The organism is Achromobacter mucicolens, assembly GCF_029866465.1.
Classification (GTDB): domain Bacteria; phylum Pseudomonadota; class Gammaproteobacteria; order Burkholderiales; family Burkholderiaceae_B; genus Achromobacter; species Achromobacter mucicolens.
Genome location: NZ_CP123364.1, coordinates 2453056 through 2471908 on the forward strand (window position 1 = coordinate 2453056; position 18853 = coordinate 2471908).

The 18853-nt window shown below is 66.6% G+C and carries 16 protein-coding genes; 10 read left to right on the forward strand and 6 right to left on the reverse strand.

What is annotated here, in order from left to right; genetic code table 11:
- Positions 1 to 7: 7 nt before the first annotated feature.
- Both QEP15_RS11215 and QEP15_RS11220 read right to left on the reverse strand, forming a co-directional pair.
- On the reverse strand, positions 8 to 1609 hold the full coding sequence (locus tag QEP15_RS11215; RefSeq protein ID WP_254607106.1) for an ABC transporter substrate-binding protein: 1602 nt from the start codon (positions 1607 to 1609) through the stop codon (positions 8 to 10).
- 23 nt (positions 1610 to 1632) lie between these two features.
- The gene (locus QEP15_RS11220; RefSeq protein WP_223575669.1) at positions 1633 to 2391 is read right to left on the reverse strand and encodes a GntR family transcriptional regulator; all 759 of its coding nucleotides are present in this window, start codon (positions 2389 to 2391) and stop codon (positions 1633 to 1635) included.
- A gap of 200 nt (positions 2392 to 2591) precedes the next feature.
- On the opposite strand from QEP15_RS11220, the gene QEP15_RS11225 reads away from it, so the two are divergent.
- The 3 genes from QEP15_RS11225 (at position 2592) to QEP15_RS11235 (ending at position 6021) form a co-directional block, all read left to right on the forward strand.
- A complete protein-coding gene (locus QEP15_RS11225; protein WP_152384281.1) occupies positions 2592 to 3788 on the forward strand; it encodes a pyridoxal-phosphate-dependent aminotransferase family protein in 1197 nt (398 codons plus the stop codon).
- A 22-nt stretch (positions 3789 to 3810) separates the two neighbouring features.
- On the forward strand, positions 3811 to 4863 hold the full coding sequence (locus QEP15_RS11230; protein WP_062841539.1) for a serine hydrolase domain-containing protein: 1053 nt from the start codon (positions 3811 to 3813) through the stop codon (positions 4861 to 4863).
- A gap of 147 nt (positions 4864 to 5010) precedes the next feature.
- Positions 5011 to 6021, forward strand: coding sequence for an aldo/keto reductase (locus QEP15_RS11235; protein ID WP_108696802.1), 1011 nt, complete (start codon positions 5011 to 5013; stop codon positions 6019 to 6021).
- Between the two features lie 70 nt (positions 6022 to 6091).
- Here the strand turns inward: QEP15_RS11235 and QEP15_RS11240 are convergent, their stop codons facing one another.
- Positions 6092 to 6661, reverse strand: a complete 570-nt coding sequence (locus tag QEP15_RS11240) for a TetR/AcrR family transcriptional regulator (RefSeq protein ID WP_280148779.1) — start codon at positions 6659 to 6661, stop codon at positions 6092 to 6094.
- A gap of 210 nt (positions 6662 to 6871) precedes the next feature.
- On the opposite strand from QEP15_RS11240, the gene QEP15_RS11245 reads away from it, so the two are divergent.
- From QEP15_RS11245 to QEP15_RS11255, 3 genes are read left to right on the forward strand one after another with little or no spacing between them, the layout of a single operon-like run.
- A complete protein-coding gene (locus tag QEP15_RS11245) occupies positions 6872 to 8050 on the forward strand; it encodes an efflux RND transporter periplasmic adaptor subunit (protein ID WP_280148780.1) in 1179 nt (392 codons plus the stop codon).
- Positions 8051 to 8089: 39 nt separating this feature from the next.
- Positions 8090 to 11239 carry an efflux RND transporter permease subunit gene (locus QEP15_RS11250; protein ID WP_280148781.1) on the forward strand — a complete coding sequence of 1050 codons (3150 nt, stop codon included), beginning with the start codon at positions 8090 to 8092 and terminating at the stop codon, positions 11237 to 11239.
- Between the two features lie 4 nt (positions 11240 to 11243).
- Positions 11244 to 12680 (forward strand): efflux transporter outer membrane subunit, encoded by a 1437-nt coding sequence (locus tag QEP15_RS11255; protein WP_280148782.1) that lies wholly within the window; start codon positions 11244 to 11246, stop codon positions 12678 to 12680.
- 74 nt (positions 12681 to 12754) lie between these two features.
- Here the strand turns inward: QEP15_RS11255 and QEP15_RS11260 are convergent, their stop codons facing one another.
- Entirely contained in the window at positions 12755 to 14095 is a 1341-nt protein-coding gene (locus QEP15_RS11260; protein ID WP_280148783.1) for an MFS transporter, read from the reverse strand.
- Between the two features lie 73 nt (positions 14096 to 14168).
- The gene (locus QEP15_RS11265; protein ID WP_217618437.1) at positions 14169 to 15830 is read right to left on the reverse strand and encodes a GMC family oxidoreductase; all 1662 of its coding nucleotides are present in this window, start codon (positions 15828 to 15830) and stop codon (positions 14169 to 14171) included.
- A gap of 136 nt (positions 15831 to 15966) precedes the next feature.
- On the opposite strand from QEP15_RS11265, the gene QEP15_RS11270 reads away from it, so the two are divergent.
- Positions 15967 to 16821: an IclR family transcriptional regulator gene (locus tag QEP15_RS11270; protein WP_280148784.1), complete on the forward strand. Its 855-nt coding sequence runs from the start codon at positions 15967 to 15969 to the stop codon at positions 16819 to 16821.
- A gap of 30 nt (positions 16822 to 16851) precedes the next feature.
- Here the strand turns inward: QEP15_RS11270 and QEP15_RS11275 are convergent, their stop codons facing one another.
- Complete coding sequence (locus tag QEP15_RS11275) at positions 16852 to 17280, reverse strand: VOC family protein (RefSeq protein WP_152384287.1); 429 nt, start codon at positions 17278 to 17280, stop codon at positions 16852 to 16854.
- A gap of 102 nt (positions 17281 to 17382) precedes the next feature.
- On the opposite strand from QEP15_RS11275, the gene QEP15_RS11280 reads away from it, so the two are divergent.
- The 3 genes from QEP15_RS11280 to QEP15_RS11290 all read left to right on the forward strand — a co-directional run bounded on the left by QEP15_RS11280 (position 17383) and on the right by QEP15_RS11290 (position 18846).
- Positions 17383 to 17727, forward strand: coding sequence for a GFA family protein (locus QEP15_RS11280; protein ID WP_056317126.1), 345 nt, complete (start codon positions 17383 to 17385; stop codon positions 17725 to 17727).
- Between the two features lie 86 nt (positions 17728 to 17813).
- A complete protein-coding gene (locus QEP15_RS11285) occupies positions 17814 to 18221 on the forward strand; it encodes a carboxymuconolactone decarboxylase family protein (RefSeq protein ID WP_175155373.1) in 408 nt (135 codons plus the stop codon).
- 13 nt (positions 18222 to 18234) lie between these two features.
- Positions 18235 to 18846, forward strand: a complete 612-nt coding sequence (locus QEP15_RS11290) for an LON peptidase substrate-binding domain-containing protein (RefSeq protein ID WP_152384289.1) — start codon at positions 18235 to 18237, stop codon at positions 18844 to 18846.
- The last annotated feature ends 7 nt before the right edge of the window (positions 18847 to 18853 follow it).

The window sequence follows — 18853 nt, forward strand, 5'->3', positions numbered from 1 at the left end:
GCGCGCCTTACTTCCAGCTCATGTCCCAGAAGCGCACCAGCTCATCCGAGTAGGGCTTGAAGTTCACGTCCTTGGTGGCGACGTAGTAGGCGGGCAGTGTCCAGAGCGGCACCGCGTAGGCCTTTTCCGCGATGATGTCCAGCGCCTCCTTGTAGGCCGCCTTGCGCTGCTCGCTGTCGATGGTGGTATCGCCCTTTTTCAAGAGGTCGCGCACCTTCGGGTCGCGCGTGATGTCGTCGCTGCCGAAGGCGAAGTAAACCGGCGTGGAGGCCGACACGTCGTTCACCAGGTTCGAGCCCCAGGTCTGGTGCGTGAGCGAGGCCTTGTTGGCGCGGATCATGTCGCGCATCGCGGCGTATTGCAGGAAATTCAGCTTGGCGCGGATGCCGACGGCCTGCAGGTAGTTGATGATGGCTTCGGTCTGGTTGCGTTCGCGGTACGCAACGATGTCGATGTCAAAGCCGTTGGGATAGCCCGCCTCGGCCAGCAGCTTCTTGGCCTGCGCGGGGTCGTACTTGTAGGTCGGGGCGCCTTCCTGCGTGCAGCCCACCTGCGACGGGGTGCAGATGGTGTTGATGAGCCCGCCGCCTTCGCCCACGATGTTCTTGAGCATCGACTCGCGGTCGATTGCGTGGATGATGGCGCGGCGCACGCGCTCGTCCTTCAGTTGCGGCGCGGGCGTGCCTTCCAGGATGTTCATCTGCATGAACACGATGCGCATGGTGTTGCCGGTCACCATCTGCAGGTTCGGCATGCCGCCCAGCTGCTCGGCCTGGTCCTTGGGCACGCTCATGATCAGGTCTTCGCCGCCGGAGATCACCTCGGCCATCTGCGTCTGGCGGTCGGGGATGAAGCGGATGACCACCTTGCCGATCTTGGGCTGCGCCTTGGGTGAATCCTTGAAGTAGTCGGCGTTGCGTTCCAGCGTGATGGACTTGCCGGGCTGATAGTCCACGACCTTGTACGGACCGGAGCCCACGGGCTTGGCGTTCATGCCCTTGGGGCCGACTTCCTGGTAGTACTTGGCGGGGTGGATGGCGGCCGTGGTGGACAGGTATTCCTTGGCGCCGGGGAAGGGCTCCTTGGTGGTCAGGCGGACCTTGTATTTGTCGATCTTCTCGACCTTGTCGATCCAGGACACGTTCTGCTGCGTGACCGCCTTGTTCTTCGGGTCGGCCACGAAGTTCAGCGTGTAGACCACCGAGTCGGCGTCGAACTCCTCGCCGTTGTGGAATTTGACGCCCTCGCGCAGCTCGAATTCCATGGTCTTGTCATCGATCTGTTTCCAGCTCTTGGCGAGCTGGCCCTTGTACTCGTTGGTGACCGGGTCGCGGTAGAGCAGGGTGTCCCACACGTTGGCCGCGATGATGACGCCGATGCGCACGTTGTTGAAGTAGGGATCGACACTTTCCGGGGCCTGGTCGTAGGCCATGCGCAAGGTGTCGTCCTTCTTGCCGGCAAGCGCGGGCTGGGATGCCAGTGCGGCGCAGGCCACCAGCGCGGCGGCCAGTGCCTTCAATGGCGTGACGCGGCGCAAGGACAGCGCGGGCGCGGCGGGGGTGAAGCGAGAAAGCGTGATGCAGCAAGGTGTGAAGCGACTATCAGCCATGGTGAAGGCTCCTCTTGATGACACTACATGTGTTGCGTATCTATCGTCTCGCTCCGGCTCTTGAGCGCCGCCTCGCATTTGCGCTGCAGGTGCTGCCGCATGATGGCTGCCAGCCGGTCCGCGTCGCGCGCGGCAAGGGCCTCCGCCATTTCTATGTGTTCACGCATCGCCAGATCCCATTTCTGCCGATTCTCGTTCGAGACGAAGCGCAGGTTCTGGATCCGCGCGTTCTGCGCGTCGTAAAGCTGCTTGAGCAGGCTGTTGTGCGCGGCCAGGCTGATGCGTTCGTGGATCTCGCGGTTGACGCGAAAGTACGTCGGCAGGTCATGCCGCGCATGGCTGGCCATCATTTCGTAGGTCAGCGCGCGGATCTCCGCGATCTCGACGTCGGTCGCGCGCTCGCAGGCAAACCGGCACGACATCGCTTCCAGCCCGCCGATCACTTCGAAGGCTTCGCGGATGTTCGCTTCGGACAGCGCCACCACCTGGGCGCCGCGGTTCGGTTCGATCTGCACCAGGCCTTCGGCGGCCAGCAGGCGGAACGCCTCGCGCAGCGGGGTGCGCGACACGCCCAGCAGGTCGCACAGCGCGCGTTCGTTCAAGCGGGTGCCGGGCGGGAATTCGCCCTGGATGATGCGTTCGCGCAGCGATCCGGCCGCCGATCCCGCCAGCGTGCGCCCGTCGCCGGCGGCGCGAACGGCCGCTGGGACTGGGGCGGGCGCAAGATCGGGCGAGGCCACGGCCCCGGCGTGATCCGGCAAGAAGCTAGGATCGCTGCTCATTGGTATACAAAAATTCCCCTTGTTTTCGCAGACTATAAACCTGTCTTTGCTGTGGTTTTGATGGGTGTATACCCTAGGTTATCGACGTAAAAACAATGGGATAGAGTGGCGCAAGCCGCAAGTCCGCCAGGCTGGCGCGCGTCGCATCACGATGCGCGCAGGCTGTGCTGGTATACAAACCGTCAACATTGGGGCCCCGCATGCTCACGCTGAACTCCCACCCGTCCGGCCGGCATTTCCTGCAGATTCCCGGACCGACCAACGTCCCCGACCGCGTCCTGCGCGCCATCGACCAGGCCACCATCGATCATCGGGGACCGGAATTCGGCGAGCTTGGCAAAGCGGTGCTGACGGGCATCAAGCAGGTTTTCCAGACCGAATCGCCTGTCGTGATCTTTCCGGCCTCGGGCACCGGGGCGTGGGAGGCGGCGCTGGTCAACACGCTGTCGCCGGGCGACCGCGTGCTGATGGTCGAGACCGGCCACTTCGCCAGCCTGTGGCGCAAGCTTGCCGGGCGGCTGGGACTGGATGTTGATTGCATCGAAGGCGACTGGCGTCGCCCCGTCGATGCCGGCGTCATCGGCGCGCGGCTGGCCGACGATGCCCAGCACCGCATCAAGGCGGTGTGCGTGGTGCACAACGAGACCTCAACCGGCGTCACCAGCGACATCGCCGCGGTGCGCGCCGCCATCGATCAGGCCGGGCACCCGGCGCTGCTGATGGTCGACACGATTTCCTCGCTGGGCTCCATCGACTACCGCCACGACGAATGGGGCGTGGACGTCACGGTGTCCGGATCGCAGAAGGGCCTGATGCTGCCGCCGGGCCTGTCGTTCAACGCGGTGGGGCCGCGCGCGCTGGCCGCGGCCGAGACCGCGCGCCTGCCGCGCTCCTATTGGGATTGGCGCGAAATGCTGGGCCCCAACGCAAAGGGCTATTTCCCGTACACCCCGTCGACCAACCTGCTGTATGGCCTTCATGAAGCGCTGGCCATGCTGGCGGCCGAAGGCCTGCCGCAGGTGTTTGCGCGCCACGAGCGCCACGCCCGCGCCACCCGGCTGGCGGTGGCCGGGTGGGGGTTGGAGCTGCTGAGCCTGGACGCGGCCGCGCACAGCCCGGCGTTGACCGCGGTGCTGATGCCCGACGGCCACAGCGCCGACGCGCTGCGCAAGGTCATTCTGGACCGCTTCGATATGTCGTTGGGGCAGGGGCTGGGCAAACTTTCCGACCGTATCTTCCGCATCGGCCATCTGGGCCACTTCAACGACCTGACGCTATGCGGCACGCTGGCTGGCGTGGAGATGGGGCTGGCCGCGGCTGGCGTCCCGCACCGCTCGGGCGGATTGCAAGCCGCCATGGAATACCTGACCCGCGCGCCCGAACGCGTGGCGGGATGAACACACAACAACGAGGAAACCGATGAATACGCTCATGCAGCAGGCGATCCAGTTCGCCAACGATCACGAATCGACCTGGGATCGCAGCGTCAAAGGCAATTTTGGCGTGCACCTGAACGACCCGCCGCCGTGGAACCGTCTGCTGGGTCCCATCCACGATCGCGGGCCGGTGTCCGGCGTGGTGGTGGTGGACGGCAAGACAGTGGCCTCGTGGGGCGAGCCTGACCGGGCCGACCTGACGTTCAGCGTCGCCAAGCTGTACCTGGCCATTTTGGCGGGCGTTGCGCATGACCGCGGCCTGCTGCCGGATGTGGACGAGCCCGTGGGCAAGCGCGTGCCGGGCATCGGCTTTGACGAAGGCCGCAACGCATCCATCACGTGGCGCCACCTGTTGCAGCAGACCAGCGAATGGGAAGGCGAACGCTTTGGCGTGTCGGATCAGGCGGACCGCTATCGCGCCGTCACCTTTGGCGTGCCGCCGGATGGCAAGAAGGGCGATGCGCGTCCGTTGCAGGAACCCGGCACGTATTGGGAATACAACGACGTCCGCATCAATCAGCTGTCTTATGCGCTGCTGCATCTGTTCCGCAAACCACTGCCGGAAGTCTTCCGCGAGGCCGTCACGCGGCCCATCGGCTGCAGCGAGAACTGGCAGTGGGTCGGCTACGACAACGCCTGGGTCGAGATCGACGGCCAGCGCATGCCGTCGGTGCCCGGCGGTTCCCACTGGGGCGGCGGCATGTCCATCAGCGCCAACGACCAGGCGCTGATCGGCCAGATGCTGTTGAACGACGGCCAGGCGAACGGCCGCCAGATCCTGTCGCGCGAATGGTTGCAGGCCATGCGAACGCCCTGCGACATCGCGCCGTACTACGGCTATTTGATCTGGCTGAACCACGAAGGCAAGGTCTTTCCCAGCGTGCCGTCCTCCAGCTTCTTCGGGGTAGGGGCGGGCAGCTCGTTCACGTGGGTGGAGCCAGAGCGCAAGATGGTCGTGATCGTGCGCTGGCTGAATTCGGCCCATGCCGACGCGCTGTTCGGGAAAATTCTGGCGGCGGTGGATGCGGGCGACTGACACCTGCGCAACGAGGCCGGCGCCTGACACCCTCATCCCAGCCGGGGTTTTGCGGCATGTCAGGTTTTTTCGGGCAAGATATCGCGTTCAGCCGCGCGTTGCCGCGTGGCCACGCCGCATCTTTTCATCCGATCAAGGAACCACGCCATGAACTACCGCCGACTGGGAACCAGCAATCTCCGGGTATCGCCGCTCTGCCTGGGCACCATGATGTTCGGAGAGCAGACGCCCGATGACGAGGCCGCGCGCATCGTTGCGTCGGCGCGCGATCATGGGGTCAATTTCATCGACACCGCGGACGTCTACAACGAAGGCCGGTCGGAAGAAGTGGTGGGCAAGCTGCTCAAGGGGCAACGCCACGACTGGGTGCTGGCCAGCAAGATCGGCAATCCGGTCGGCAAGGGACCGAACCTGGCGCATTACTCGCGCCAGTGGCTGATCCGCGGGGTGGAGCAGAGCCTGTCGCGCATGGATACGGATTTCATGGACATCCTGTACCTGCACCGCGATTACCACGAAGAAAACCTGGAAGAGGCGCTGTGGGCGCTGGGCGACCTGATCCGCGCGGGCAAGCTGCGCAGCTTCGGCCTGTCGAATTTCCGCGGATGGCGCATCGCCGAGGTGATGCGCCTTTGTGAAAAGCTGGGCGTGCCGCAACCGGTGGTGTGTCAGCCGTACTACAACATGCTGAACCGCGGCCCCGAGGTCGAGATCCTGCCGGCGTGCAAGCATTACGGCCTGGGCGTCGTGCCGTACAGCCCGATCGCGCGCGGCGTGCTGACGGGCAAGTACCTGCCGGGCCAGGCGCCGGCGCCGGATACCCGTGCCGGGCGGGGCGACCGCCGCATCCTGGCCACGGAATTCCGCGAAGAATCCCTGCAGATCGCGCAGAAGCTTGTGCAGCACAGCGCCGCGCGCGGGGTTCAGCCGGGCCACTTTGCGACCGCGTGGGTGCTGGCCAATCCTGTCATCACCGCCGTCATCGCCGGTCCGCGCACGCTGGCGCAAATGGACGATTACTACGCGGCGCTGGACGTGACGATCACGCCTGAAGACGAAACGGTCGTGAACGAGTGGGTGGTGCCCGGTCACGCCTCCGCGCATGGCTACAACGATCCGAACTATCCGTTTTACGGCCGCCCGGTGACGGCGGCCTGAGCGGGCGCGGAAGGGGGATCGTGCCCGTTGCACCCGTGCGCGCACGGGTGCAACGATCCGGACGCCCCGTTCAGCGGCCTGTGGCCGGCTCGGCCGAGATGCCGTGCAGCATCATCTGCTCGGCCACCTGCGCGATGCCCATGCGGGCAATCCGGCCGCGGCGCTCGGCATCCACCATGCTGGTGATGATCGCGATCAATAGTTCGCTCAGCGCGGCGGCGGTCATGTCCACGCGGAAGGCGCCTTCGCGCTGTCCCCGCAGAAAGAAGGCGTCCAGCGTTTCCTGGTAGCCCGACCAGCTGTTCATGATGTCGGGCTCAAGCTCGGTGTCGGGCTTCCAGTTGTAGATCAGGAACGCCGTCAGTTCCTTGTGCGCCAGGTGTTGTTCGATCAGGTTGCGCAGCGCCGCGCGGGGCGGGGCGGTGTCCAGGTGCGAGTCCGCCAGCGCCTGCTTCATGACCTGCGCGCAATGCGTCATCAGGCGCAGCACCAGCTGGTCTCGCGTCTTACAGAACCGGTACAAGGTCGCCTTGCTCACGCCCACCGCCTTGGCCAGTTCCTGCAGCGTGGCGCGTGGCTGGTCCACCATCGCAAGCGCCAATGCGACAAGCAGCCGCTCGTGGCCTGCCTCTTCAGACATTGCCTCCTCCCCATTTTGGATATCCCTGGGCCGGTATTGGATCATGGCCGATTCACTTTGTACAAACTTTGGCGAATTTTTCAAGTAAGGACTTGTTGGTCCGCAAAATCAAGCCAAAAAGAGACAAATGAATCAATATTGATTCAAAACGGTCTTTAAGGTAGCATCGGCGTCTCTTTGGATTCAAGACGCGCGACGCGGGGGTAGTGAATGAAGTGGAATAAAGCATGGCAGTTGCCCCTGGCGGTGTTGACGACGGCAATCCTGTTGGCCGGTTGCGGCGGCTCTGACGGCGGTGAGCCCCAGGCGGCTGGGCCGCGTCCCGTGCAGGCGCTGGCCGTTGAGCCGCAGCGCTACACGTTGACGAGCGAACTGCCCGGACGCGTCGAGCCCATGCGCGTGGCCGAAGTCCGGGCCCGCGTGGCCGGCATCGTGCTGAGCCGCGATTTTGTCGAAGGCGCCGACGTCAGGGCGGGCGACGTGCTGTTCCGCATCGACCCCGCGCCGTTCAAGGCCGCCTTGTCGCGCGCACAGGGCGAGCTGGCCAAGGCCCAGGCCGCCGTGGCCGATGCCCAGGCCGTCGTCAAGCGCTACACGCCGCTGGTCAAGATCGAAGCCGTCAGCCAGCAGGACTTCGATACGGCCAACACCACGCTCAAGAGCGCGCTGGCCGCCCGCCGGTCGGCCCAGGCCGACGTCGAGACCGCGCAGCTAAACCTGGACTACGCCACGGTCAAGGCGCCCATCTCGGGCCGCATCGGGCGTGCGCAGGTGACCGAAGGCGCGCTCGTGGGCCAGAACGAAGCCACCGTGATGGCGACGATCCAGCAGCTCGATCCGGTCTATGTGGACTTCAACCAGCCGGTCGCCGACATGTTGCGCATGCGCGCGGCCATGCAGGATGGCAGCCTGGGCGAAGGCGAGGGCGCGCGCATCTCCATCACGATCGATGGCACCGACAAGCAGCGCGAAGGGCGCCTCTTGTTCTCGGACATCGCCGTGGACCGCAGCACCGGCCAGGTGGCCCTGCGTGGTGAATTCGCCAATCCGGACGTGCTGCTGTTGCCGGGCATGTATGTGCGGGTGCGCACGCATCAGGGCGTGGATCCGGAAGCGATCCTGGTCCCGCAGCGCGTCGTCACCCGCAGCACCGATGGCAAGCCGCAGGTGCTGGTGGTGGGGGCGGATGACGTTGTCCAGACCCGCGCCGTGCAGACCGGCACCATGCGCGGCGGCGATTGGCACATCACCGAGGGCCTGGCCGCTGGCGACCGGGTGATCGTGGGCGGCGTCAGCGCCGCCGTGCCCGGCCAGAAAGTCAGCGTGACGCCCGTGAACGAGCCCAAGGTGGCCGCCGCCGGCGATGCCGCGGCTGCCGCCAAGCAATAAGCGGCCCCCATGCATCGCGCGCAAATCCGAGGTTAGACCATGTCCAAGTTTTTCATTGGCCGCCCCAATTTCGCCTGGGTGGTGGCCATCTTCATCTCGCTCGCGGGGCTGCTGGCGATTCCGTCGCTGCCGGTGTCGCAGTTTCCGGTGGTCGCGCCGCCGCAGGTGACCATTGCCGCCACCTATCCGGGCGCCTCCGCGACCGTGCTGGTCGATTCGGTGACCAGCGTCATCGAGGAAGAGCTGAACGGCGCGAAGAACATGCTGTACTACGAGTCGTCCAGCAGTTCCAGCGGCAGCGCGGAAATCACCGTCACGTTTCAGCCGGGCACCGATCCCGACCTGGCGCAGGTCGACGTGCAGAACCGGATCAAGAAGGCCGAAGCGCGCCTGCCCACGGCCGTGACGCAGCAAGGTCTGCAGGTTGAGCAGGCCAGTTCGAACTTCCTGATGATCTACGCCCTGACCTACAAGGGCGACGACGCGCACAAGGATGTGGTCGGGCTGTCCGACTACGCCGCGCGCCACATCAACAACGAGATCCGCCGCGTCAATGGCGTGGGCAAGGTGCAGTTCTTCGGCGCCGAAGCCGCGATGCGCGTCTGGATCGACCCGCAGAAGCTGCTGGGTCTTGGCCTGTCCGTGGCGGACGTCAACGCGGCCATTACCGCGCAGAACGTGCAGGTGCCGGCCGGCAGCTTCGGCAGCCGTCCCGGCGCGCCCGAGCAGGAGCTGACCGCGACGCTGGCCGTGAAGGGCACGCTGGACAACCCCGAGGAATTCGGGCGCATCGTCCTGCGCGCCAATCCGGATGGTTCGTCCGTGCGCCTGGCCGACGTGGCGCGCCTGGAAGTCGGCCGCCAGAGCTACGACTTCGAAACGCGCCTGAACGGCAAGAAGGCGGTCGGCGCGGCGGTGCAGCTTGCGCCGGGCGCCAACGCCATCGACACCGTCAAGGCCGTGAATGCCCGCCTGAAGGAACTGTCGGCCTCGTTCCCCGAAGACATTGCGTACTCGGTGCCGTTCGACACCTCCAAGTTCGTCAGCGTGGCCATCACAAAGGTGGTGCACACGCTGCTGGAAGCCATGGTGCTGGTCTTCCTGGTGATGTACCTGTTCCTGCAGAACTTCCGCTACACGCTGATTCCGACCATCGTCGTGCCGGTGTGCCTGCTGGGCACGTTCGCGGTGATGTCGGTGCTGGGCTTCTCCGTCAACATGATGACCATGTTCGGCATGGTGCTGGCCATCGGCATCCTGGTCGACGACGCCATCGTGGTGGTTGAAAACGTCGAGCGCATCATGGCCGAGGAAGGCCTGTCGCCGCGCGAAGCCACGGTCAAGGCGATGGAACAGGTGTCCGGCGCCATCGTCGGCATCACGCTGGTGCTGTCGGCGGTGTTTTTGCCGCTGGCGTTCATGAGCGGTTCGGTGGGCGTCATCTACCAGCAGTTTTCGCTGTCGCTGGCGGTGTCGATCCTGTTCTCGGGCTTTTTGGCGCTGACCTTCACGCCGGCCCTGTGCGCCACGTTCCTCAAGCCCATTCCGAAGGGCCACCACGACGAAAAGAAGGGTTTTTTCGGCGGGTTCAACCGCGCGTTCAATCGCCTGACGGGCCGCTTCGAGGCGCTCAATTCCCGCCTGGTGCGCCGCACCGGCCGCTACATGGTGATTTACTTGGCCATCGTGGCCGTGCTGGCCGTGCTGTACATGCGCGTGCCGGAATCCTTCGTGCCGCCGGAAGACCAGGGCTACGTCATCGTCGACGTGCAACTGCCGCCCGGTGCGACGCATGTGCGCACCGACAAGGTGGTGGCCGACGTCGAGCAGCACCTGCTGTCGCTGGACGCCATGGGCGATGCCTTCACCGTCATGGGTTTCAGCTTCTCGGGCACGGGTCAGAACGCGGGCATCGCGTTCCCGACGCTCAAGGACTGGTCCGAGCGGGGCAAGGGCCAATCGGCCGCCGACGTGGCCGACAGCGTGAACGCGCGTTTCGCGGTGATCGACGACGGCGCGGTCATGGCCGTCAACCCGCCGCCCATCGACGGATTGGGCAACTCGGGCGGCTTCGCGCTGCGGCTGCAGGACCGCGGCGGCGTGGGCCGCGCGGCGCTGACCGAAGCGCGCGACCAGCTGCTGGCGCAGGCCAACAGTTCGCCCGTGATCGCCTACGCCATGATGGAAGGCCTGGCCGACGCGCCGCAGCTGCGGCTGGACATCGACCGCGAAAAGGCCGAGGCGCTGGGCGTGGGTTTTGACGTAATCAGCACGGCGATCTCGTCGGCGTATGGGTCGGCCACCGTCAACGACTTTGCCAACGCCGGCCGCCTGCAGCGCGTGGTGGTGCAGGCCGACGTGCGCGACCGCATGACGCCCGAGAGCATCCTGAAGCTGAACGTGCCGAACAAGACCGGCGGCATGGTGCCGCTCAGCGCGTTCGTGAAGACGGACTGGGAGAACGGCCCCGTGCAGATCTCCCGCTACAACGGCTATCCGGCGTTCAAGATTGCGGGCGACGCCATGCCCGGCAGCAGTACCGGCCAGGCCATGGCCGAGATCGAGCGCATCGTGGCCGGCTTACCGGAGGGCGTCGGCTACGAATGGACCGGCCTGTCGTATCAGGAGAAGTTCGCGGGGTCGCAGGCGCCGATGCTGTTCGCGCTGGCCTTCCTGGTGGTGTTCCTGCTGATGGTCGCCCTGTATGAAAGCTGGTCGATTCCGGCGTCCGTGATGCTGATCGTGCCGATTGGCGCGCTGGGGTCGGTGCTGGCGGTGACGGTGCTGGGCATGCCGAACGACGTGTACTTCAAGGTCGGTCTCATCACCATCATCGGCCTGGCGGCCAAGAACGCCATCCTGATCGTGGAGTTTGCCAAGAGCCTGCGCGAACAGGGTCACAGCCTTGCCGACGCCGCCATCCAGGCCGCCAAGCTGCGCTTCCGTCCCATCGTGATGACGTCGCTGGCGTTCATCCTGGGCGTGGTGCCGCTGGCGTTGGCCTCCGGCGCGGGCGCGGCCAGCCAGCGCGCGCTGGGCGTGGGTGTGATCGGCGGCATGCTGACCGCCACGCTGCTGGGCGTGATCTTCGTTCCCATCTTCTTCGTGTGGGTGCTGTCGCTGGTGCAGCGCAAGCGGGGCAAGGCCGCGCCCGCTGCCAACGCCGCGCCGCGCACCGTGCAGGAGTAACGCCATGATGCAGACCTTGTTTCCCTTGCGGCTGTCCGCCTTGCTGCTGACGGCGGCGCTGGCGGGTTGCTCGCTCGCGCCTGTCTATGAACGTCCGGCGTCTCCCGTGGGCGACCACTGGAGCCTGGCGGCGTCCGGCCCCGGCGAGTCGGCGGCGGCGACGCTGGACTGGCAGTCCTTCATCACCGACGACGCCTTGCGCAAGCTGGTGGAATTGGCGCTGGCCAACAACCGCGACCTGCGCCAGACGCTGCTCGACATCGAGGCGGCCCGGGCGCAGTACCAGATCACCCGCGCGGACCGGCTGCCCGGCATCGACGCGCAGGGCACGGGCACGCGCCAGCGTGTGCCGGCAGACCTGAGCAGCACGGGCGCCTCGTCGGTCCAAAGCAGCTATCAGGCCGGCCTGGGCCTGACCGCCTTCGAACTGGATCTGTTCGGCCGTGTGCGCAGCCTGTCGGATGCCGCCTTGCAGGAGTATCTGGCGACCGAGGCCACCGCGCGCAGCGCGCAGATCAGCCTGGTGGCCGAGGTGATCCAGGCGTATGTGGCGCGCGATAGCGCGCAGCGGCGCCTGGATGTGACGCGCCAGACGTTGGCCAGCCGCGAGGCGTCGCTGGCGCTGACCGCCAAGCGCCGGCAGGCGGGCGCGGCCACCGCGCTCGACTATCAGGAAGCGCTGGGCCTGACCGAGCAGTCACGCGCCGAACTGCAGCGCACGGATCGCGAGGTCCGCCAGGCCGGCAACGCGCTCGGTCTGCTGGTGGGCATCAGCGACCTGTCGCCGTATCTGCCGGCGCGCACGGCCGATGCCCCGATGCTGGTGCAGGAGATCGCGGCGGGCGCGCCATCCGCGCTGCTGGAAAACCGGCCGGACATCCTGGCCGCCGAGCATGCGCTGCAGGCGCGCAACGCCAGCATCGGCGCGGCGCGGGCCGCGTTCTTTCCCAGCATTTCGCTGACCGGCCTGTTCGGCAGTTCCAGCGCGGACCTGTCGGGCCTGTTCGAATCCGGCCAGCGCGCCTGGTCGTTCACTCCGCAGATCACGCTGCCGATCTTTGCCGGCGGGCGCAATGTGGCCAACCTGGATCTGGCCACCGTGCGCAAGGACATCGCCGTGGCCCAGTACGAACGCACGATCCAGACGGCGTTCCGCGAGGTGTCGGACGCGCTGGTGGCCACCGAGACGCTGCGGCGTGAAGAGGCGTCCCGGCTTGCGCTGGCGCAGTCCAGCCAGGTGGCCCTGCAGCTGTCCGAGGCGCGCTACCGCGGCGGCGTGGACAGCCATCTGCGCTATCTGGATGCCCAGCGCAGCGCCTACACGGACCAGATTGCCTACATCGACGTCAGCGCGCAGCGCCAGGCGGCGCTGGCGACCTTGTTCAAGGCGCTGGGCGGCGGGTGGCCGGCCCAGCAGCCGCCGCAGGCGGCACGGGATTGAGCGGCGAAAGGGGGCGCCGGACGGTCCCCCGGTTGTGACCCGTGCGGATCCGCTGCGCACGGGCCGCCCGCCGCCTACGCCTTGCGCAGCCCAGCCCGCTGCATGGACGGCTGGCTTGCGTCGTCCACTTCGGCAGGCTGCCTGCCGCGCCCGATCAGCCACGCGCAGAAGGCCGACACGACCCCCGCAAACATCACGTACAGGCAGATCAGCCACGGCTGCCCGCCGCCCGTCTTGAGCAGTGCGGTGGCGATGATCGGCGTGATGCCGGACGCGAAGATGCCCGAGAACTGGTAGACGAACGAGATGCCGGTGTAGCGCACCTTGGCGTCGAAAAGTTCGCAGAACAGCGCAGCCTCCGGACCGTACACGGCGGCGTACAGGATCCCGAACGGAATGATGATGGCCAGCCAGATCAGCATCACGTTGCCGCCGCTGTTGATCATCATCCAGAAGCCAGGGAAGGACGCTGCGGCGGTGATGAGCGAACCCCAGAAGTACACGCGGGTGCGGCCGATGCGGTCGGACAGCCGGCCGAAGAACGGGATGAAGAAGCACATCAACAGCGCCGCCGCCATCACCCCGATCAGCGCCTCGGTCCGGGTGATCTGCACCGATTGCGTCAGGAACGAGATCGAGAACACGCCAAAGACGTTGAAGAACACACCGTCGATATAGCGCGCGCCCATCCCCTTGACGACGTTGCCCGGATAGCGGCGCATCATGTCCATGAACGGGATACGGCTTTCGGCGTTCTGCGCCTTGACCGCCGTGAACTCCGGCGTCTCCTTGATGTTGAGCCGGATGTACATGCCCACGGCCACCATCGCGGCGGACGCCAGGAAGGCGACGCGCCAGCCCCACGCCATGAACTGCTCGTCGGTCAGCAGCACGGACAGCAGCGCCACCGTGCCCGAGGCCAGGCACAGCCCGATCGCCAGCCCGATCTGCGGCAGCGACGCGTAGAAGCCTTTCTTGTCGGGCGGGGCATATTCATAGGCCATGAGCACCGCGCCGCCCCATTCGCCGCCCAGCCCGATGCCCTGGAACACACGCAAGAGCAGCAGCAGGATGGGCGCCCAGATGCCGATCATCTCGTACGTGGGCACCAGGCCGATCAGGAAGGTGGCGATGCCCATGATCATCAGCGTCATCACCAGCATGCTTTTTCGGCCGATGCGGTCGCCGAAGTGGCCGAAGATCAGTCCGCCCAGCGGCCGGGTCACGAAGCCGACGGCGAACGTCGTGTAGGCGAGCATGGTCGAGACCAGCGGATCGCCGGTGGGAAAGTACAGCTTGTTGAATACGATGCCGGCGACGACGCCATACAGGAAAAAGTCGTACCACTCGATGGTGGCGCCGATCAGCGAGGCGGTGACGACTTTGCGCACCGCCGCTTCGTTTTGCTTGGCCATGTCCAGTCTCCTTTGGTGGGTCGGCCGGACAATCTGCGCTGCCGCGGCCGGGTCTGTCTGCGATATGCGTTTCCTAACCGGGGTCCGTCATCTCCATCCGCGCGGGCGTGCGCACGGTCTGCGCGCGCGCCTGCCGCACGTCCTGCAGCATGAAATCCGCCGCGCGCTCGGCCAGCATCACGACCGGCGCGTTGGTGTTGCCCGAGACCAGCGTGGGCATGATCGAGCAATCCACCACGCGCAGCGCCGACACGCCGTGCACGCGCAGGCGCTCGTCGACCACCGCCATGGGGTCGCTGCGCGGGCCCATCTTCGCGGTGCCCGAAGGGTGGAAGATGGTGGCGCCGTACTCGCGGCAGAAGTGCAGGATCTCGTCGTCCGTCTGCACGTCCGGGCCGGGGCGGAATTCGCGTTTCATCAGGCCGGCCAGCGGCTCGGTCACGGCGACCCGGCGCGCGTACCGGACGGCGGCCACGGCCATGCGGCGGTCCAGCTCCGTCGACAGGTAATTCGGCAGCATGGACGGCGCCTCGAACGGGTCCGTGCTGCGCAGCTGTACGCGGCCGCGCGAGCTGGGCCGCAGCTGGCACACCGAATAGGTGCAACCCGAGAAGGGATGCACCTTGCCGCCCGCCATGTCGGCCGACAGCGTGGCGAAATGGAATTGGGTGTCGGGCGTGCGGCTGGCCGGGTCAACCCGGCAGAACAGGCCCCCCTGGTTGATGCCCACGGCCAGCGGACCGCTGCGCAGCAGCAGCCATTGCAGCCCCATGCGCAGGCGGCCGTGCAGCGTGCGCAACTGGTCGTTGGTGGTGATCGGGCGCGTGGTCTCGTAGATCAGGCGGATCTGCAGATGGTCCTGCAGGTTTTCGCCCACGCCGGGCAGGTCGCGCACGATGCCGATGCCGAACTCGCGCAGCAGGCTGGCCGGGCCGATGCCGGACAGCTGAAGCAGTTGCGGCGATTGCAGGGCGCCTGCGCAAAGCACCACCTCGCGCCGGGCGCGCAGCGTTCGGACCTGGCCATCGCGGCGGTAGCGCACGCCGCAGGCGCGGCTGCCTTCGAACAGCACGGCCATCGCGTGCGCATCGGTTTCGATGCGCAGGTTGGGGCGGTCCTGCGCGGGCCGCAGGTAGGCCACGGCCGTGGAGCAGCGCCGCCCGTTGCGGGTGGTGAGCTGGTAATAGCCCACGCCTTCCTGGTCGCCCGAATTGAAGTCACGGACGCGCGGCATGCCCAGCTTGCCGGCGGCGTCGATCAGCGCTTCCACCAGCGGATGCGGCGTCTTGATGGAAGTGGCGTTCAGCGGGCCCTCGGTGCCGCGGGTAGGGCCTGGGCCCAGATCGTTGTTTTCCAGCTTGCGGAACCAGGGCAGGCAGTCGTCCCAGCCCCAGCCCGGGTTGCCGGCTTCGGCCCAGGCGTCGTAGTCGTCGCGCTGGCCGCGGATGTAGATCAGGCCATTGATGGAACTGGAGCCGCCCAGCGTGCGGCCGCGCGGCCAGTAGATGCGCCGGTCCAGCATGTTGGGATCCGGGTCGGTGTAGTAGCCCCAGTTCACCACCTTGTGGAACATCGTCTTGCCGTAGCCGATGGGAATATGGATCCAGGGATAGGTGTCCTTCGGACCGGCCTCCAGCAGGCAGACCGAATGCGCGCCGTCCGCGCTCAACCGGTTGGCCATCACGCATCCGGCCGAGCCGGCGCCCACCACGATGTAATCGACGGTATCGGACATTTCCGCGCGGTCTCCCTTATATTTGTTCGGCATGACCGGCCGGTGCAGACTCCGCAATGCGGACCAGGCCGGCATCTGAGGCGATTCTAGGAAGCGCGCGCACAGAACAAAGCACAACACGCGCTGGGGCGGAGAAATGGAACAGAACATGCGGCTTCGGTTTCAAAATCGCAGTGCAGCATCGCAGGAGCCGGCAGATGGCCGGTCCGACGACGCGGACGGACAGCAGGAGGCCGCCCGTTCGTTGCGGGCGTTGCTGGTGCTGGATCATCTGGCGCGGGCGCAGCATCCGCCCACGCTGGCGCAGCTTGCGCAGCGGCTCGACATGCCCAAGACCACGTTGATGCGCCTCTTGGCGGCCATGCAGCGCGCCGGCTTCGTGGCCGCTACGCCCACCGAAAACGGATTCGTCCCGGGGCCGCAGGCCACCTCGCTGGCGCTCGCCACGCTGCGCGCCTGCGCCTTCACCCGCGCGTGCCGCGCGGTGCTGACCCAACTGGTGGGCACGCTGGGCGAAACCTGCAACCTGACCGCGCCTGACGGCGACCGCGTCGTCTACATGGAGCGCGTCGAGACCAATGAGCCGTTGCGGCTCTTTTTTGCGGTGGGCAGCCACGTGCCCATGCACTGCACGGCAAGCGGCAAGCTGTTCCTGGCCTCGATGAACCGCCTGGAGCGCAGCCGCGTGCTGGCCCGCCTGCCGCTCACGCGCAACACGCCGCGCACGCTGACCGACCCGGCGCGGCTTGAGGCCGAGCTGGAGCGGCTGGCCGTGCGCGGCATCGGCATCGACAACGAGGAATTCGTGCGCGGCATGAGCGCGGTGGCGGTCCCGGTGCGCGACGGCGAAGACCGCGTGGTCGCGGCGGTGGCTTGCCATGCGCCCACGGCGCGTGTGATGCTGGACGATCTGCTGCGCGCCGTGCCGGTGCTGCAGCGCGCGGCGCAGTCGCTGCACGAGGTGCTGGCGGCGCACCGGCCGGGCGGTTGAACCCGGCGACGGGCACAGCCGTCCGGGCCATCAGGGGGTCATGCGGCCCCCGCTCACCATCCAGCGCGTGCCATACCGGTCGACCAGCGCGCCGTAGGCTTCTGCCCAGAACGTCTTTTGAAGCGGCATCGTGACGCTGCCGCCTTCGGCCAGAAGGTCGAACACCCGGTGCGCGTCCGACACGGTGGGATACACCAGTGCCAGCGCCACCCCCCGGTTGCCGGGGTAGGGGTGTCCGGCGGTGGCGTCGCTGCCCAGCAAGGTTTGCTCATCCAGCGTAAGGCGGGCGTACATGACGCGCCCGGCGTCCTCCTCGGACAGGATGGGCATGACGGCATCGGCGGGCGCATCGGCATAACGGACCAGCGCGTCAAGGCGGCCTCCCAGCACGCGTTCGTAAAAGCGCATGGCTTCGGCGCAATTGCCGTCGAAACTGAGGTAGGCGGATAACTGGGGCATGATGGCTCCGGGCGGGGTGAAGTGCGGCGGGTCCGCATGGGCAAGGCGGGCGGCACAGGCCTATGATGGGAGTCTGATCCGATAACGGCCGGGAGACAATCCATGCAACAAGGAAGCTGCCACTGCGGACAGATCGCCTATGAAGTCGATGGCGATGTGTCCCAGGTGCTGGAATGCAATTGCTCGCACTGCAGCCGCAAGGGCTATCTGCTGTGGTTCGTGCCGCGCGCCGCGCTGCGCATCACGTCCTCGACGCAGACGCTGTCCACGTACACCTTCAACAAGCACGTGATTTCGCACCATTTCTGCGCCAATTGCGGCTGCGCGCCGTTCGGTTTCGGCGTGGGCGCCGAAGGCAAGGAGACCGCGGCCGTCAACGTGCGCTGCCTGGAAAATGTGGACTTGAATGCGCTGACCCGCATTCCCTACGATGGCCGCAACACCTGATTGGCGGCCCCGGCCCCCGACGGATCGGAACAGGGCTGCCGCGAAAGGGCGGCAGCGTCACGATTTTTTCACGATGGAGCGGTGCAATGAGCACGGTAAGGCTGCTGAGCGATGACGAGATCCGTAGAAGTCCCGAGGCCTGGGCGGTGTTGGAAGACATCCGCGCCACGCGCAAATCGGACTTCGTCAACAATTTCTGGCGGGCGCTGGCCAACGATCCGCCGCGGATGCGCATCGTCTGGGAGCAGCTCAAGACGGTAATGATGGCCGAGGGCGAGCTCTCGCCGCTGGTGCGCGAGCTGATCTACATCGCGGTGTCCACGGCCAATGGGTGCGCGTATTGCGTTCATTCCCACACGGCCTCGGCCCGCGCCAAGGGCATGACCGACGGCCAGCATGCGGAATTGCTGGCGGTGATCGCGATGGCGTCGCAGACCAACGCGCTGGCGACGGCGCTGCAGGTGCCGGTGGACGAAGCGTTCCACGTGACATGAACAGGAGGCGGCCATGTCGCTGATTCCCTTGTTTCCATTGTCCAACGCGCTGTTTCCCGACGGCGTGGTGCAACTGCGCATCTTCGAGGTGCGCTACCTGGACATGATCCGCCGCAGCATCGCCGAGAACACCGAGTTCGGCATCGTGGGCCTGCTGGCCGGTAGCGAGGTCCGTTCCCCGGAAGGCGAGGAGACGCTGTCGCCGGTCGGCACGATGGCCCGGGTTGAACGCTGGGAGGCGCCCATGCCGGCCTTGCTGGAAATCCGGTGCCGCGGCGGGGAACGCTTTCGGCTGCGGTCCAGCGAGGTGGCAAAATACGGCCTTTGGATGGGCGAGGCCGAGCCCATCCCCGACGATCCGCCCACGCCCGTGCCGGCAACCATGCAGGCCAGCGCCGATGCGCTGGGCCGGCTGGTGGCGCAGTGGCAGCGGGACGGCGTGCCCGCCGAACGCATGCCGCTTGCGCCGCCGTTCCGGCTGGACGACTGCGGCTGGGTGGCGAACCGCTGGTGCGAACTCTTGCCGCTGCCGCCGGACGACAAGGCGACCCTGCTGGCGCTGACCGATCCGGTCTCGCGGCTGGCGGCGATTCAGGACGTGCTGCGCGGACAGGGACTGGCGTAGCGCGCGG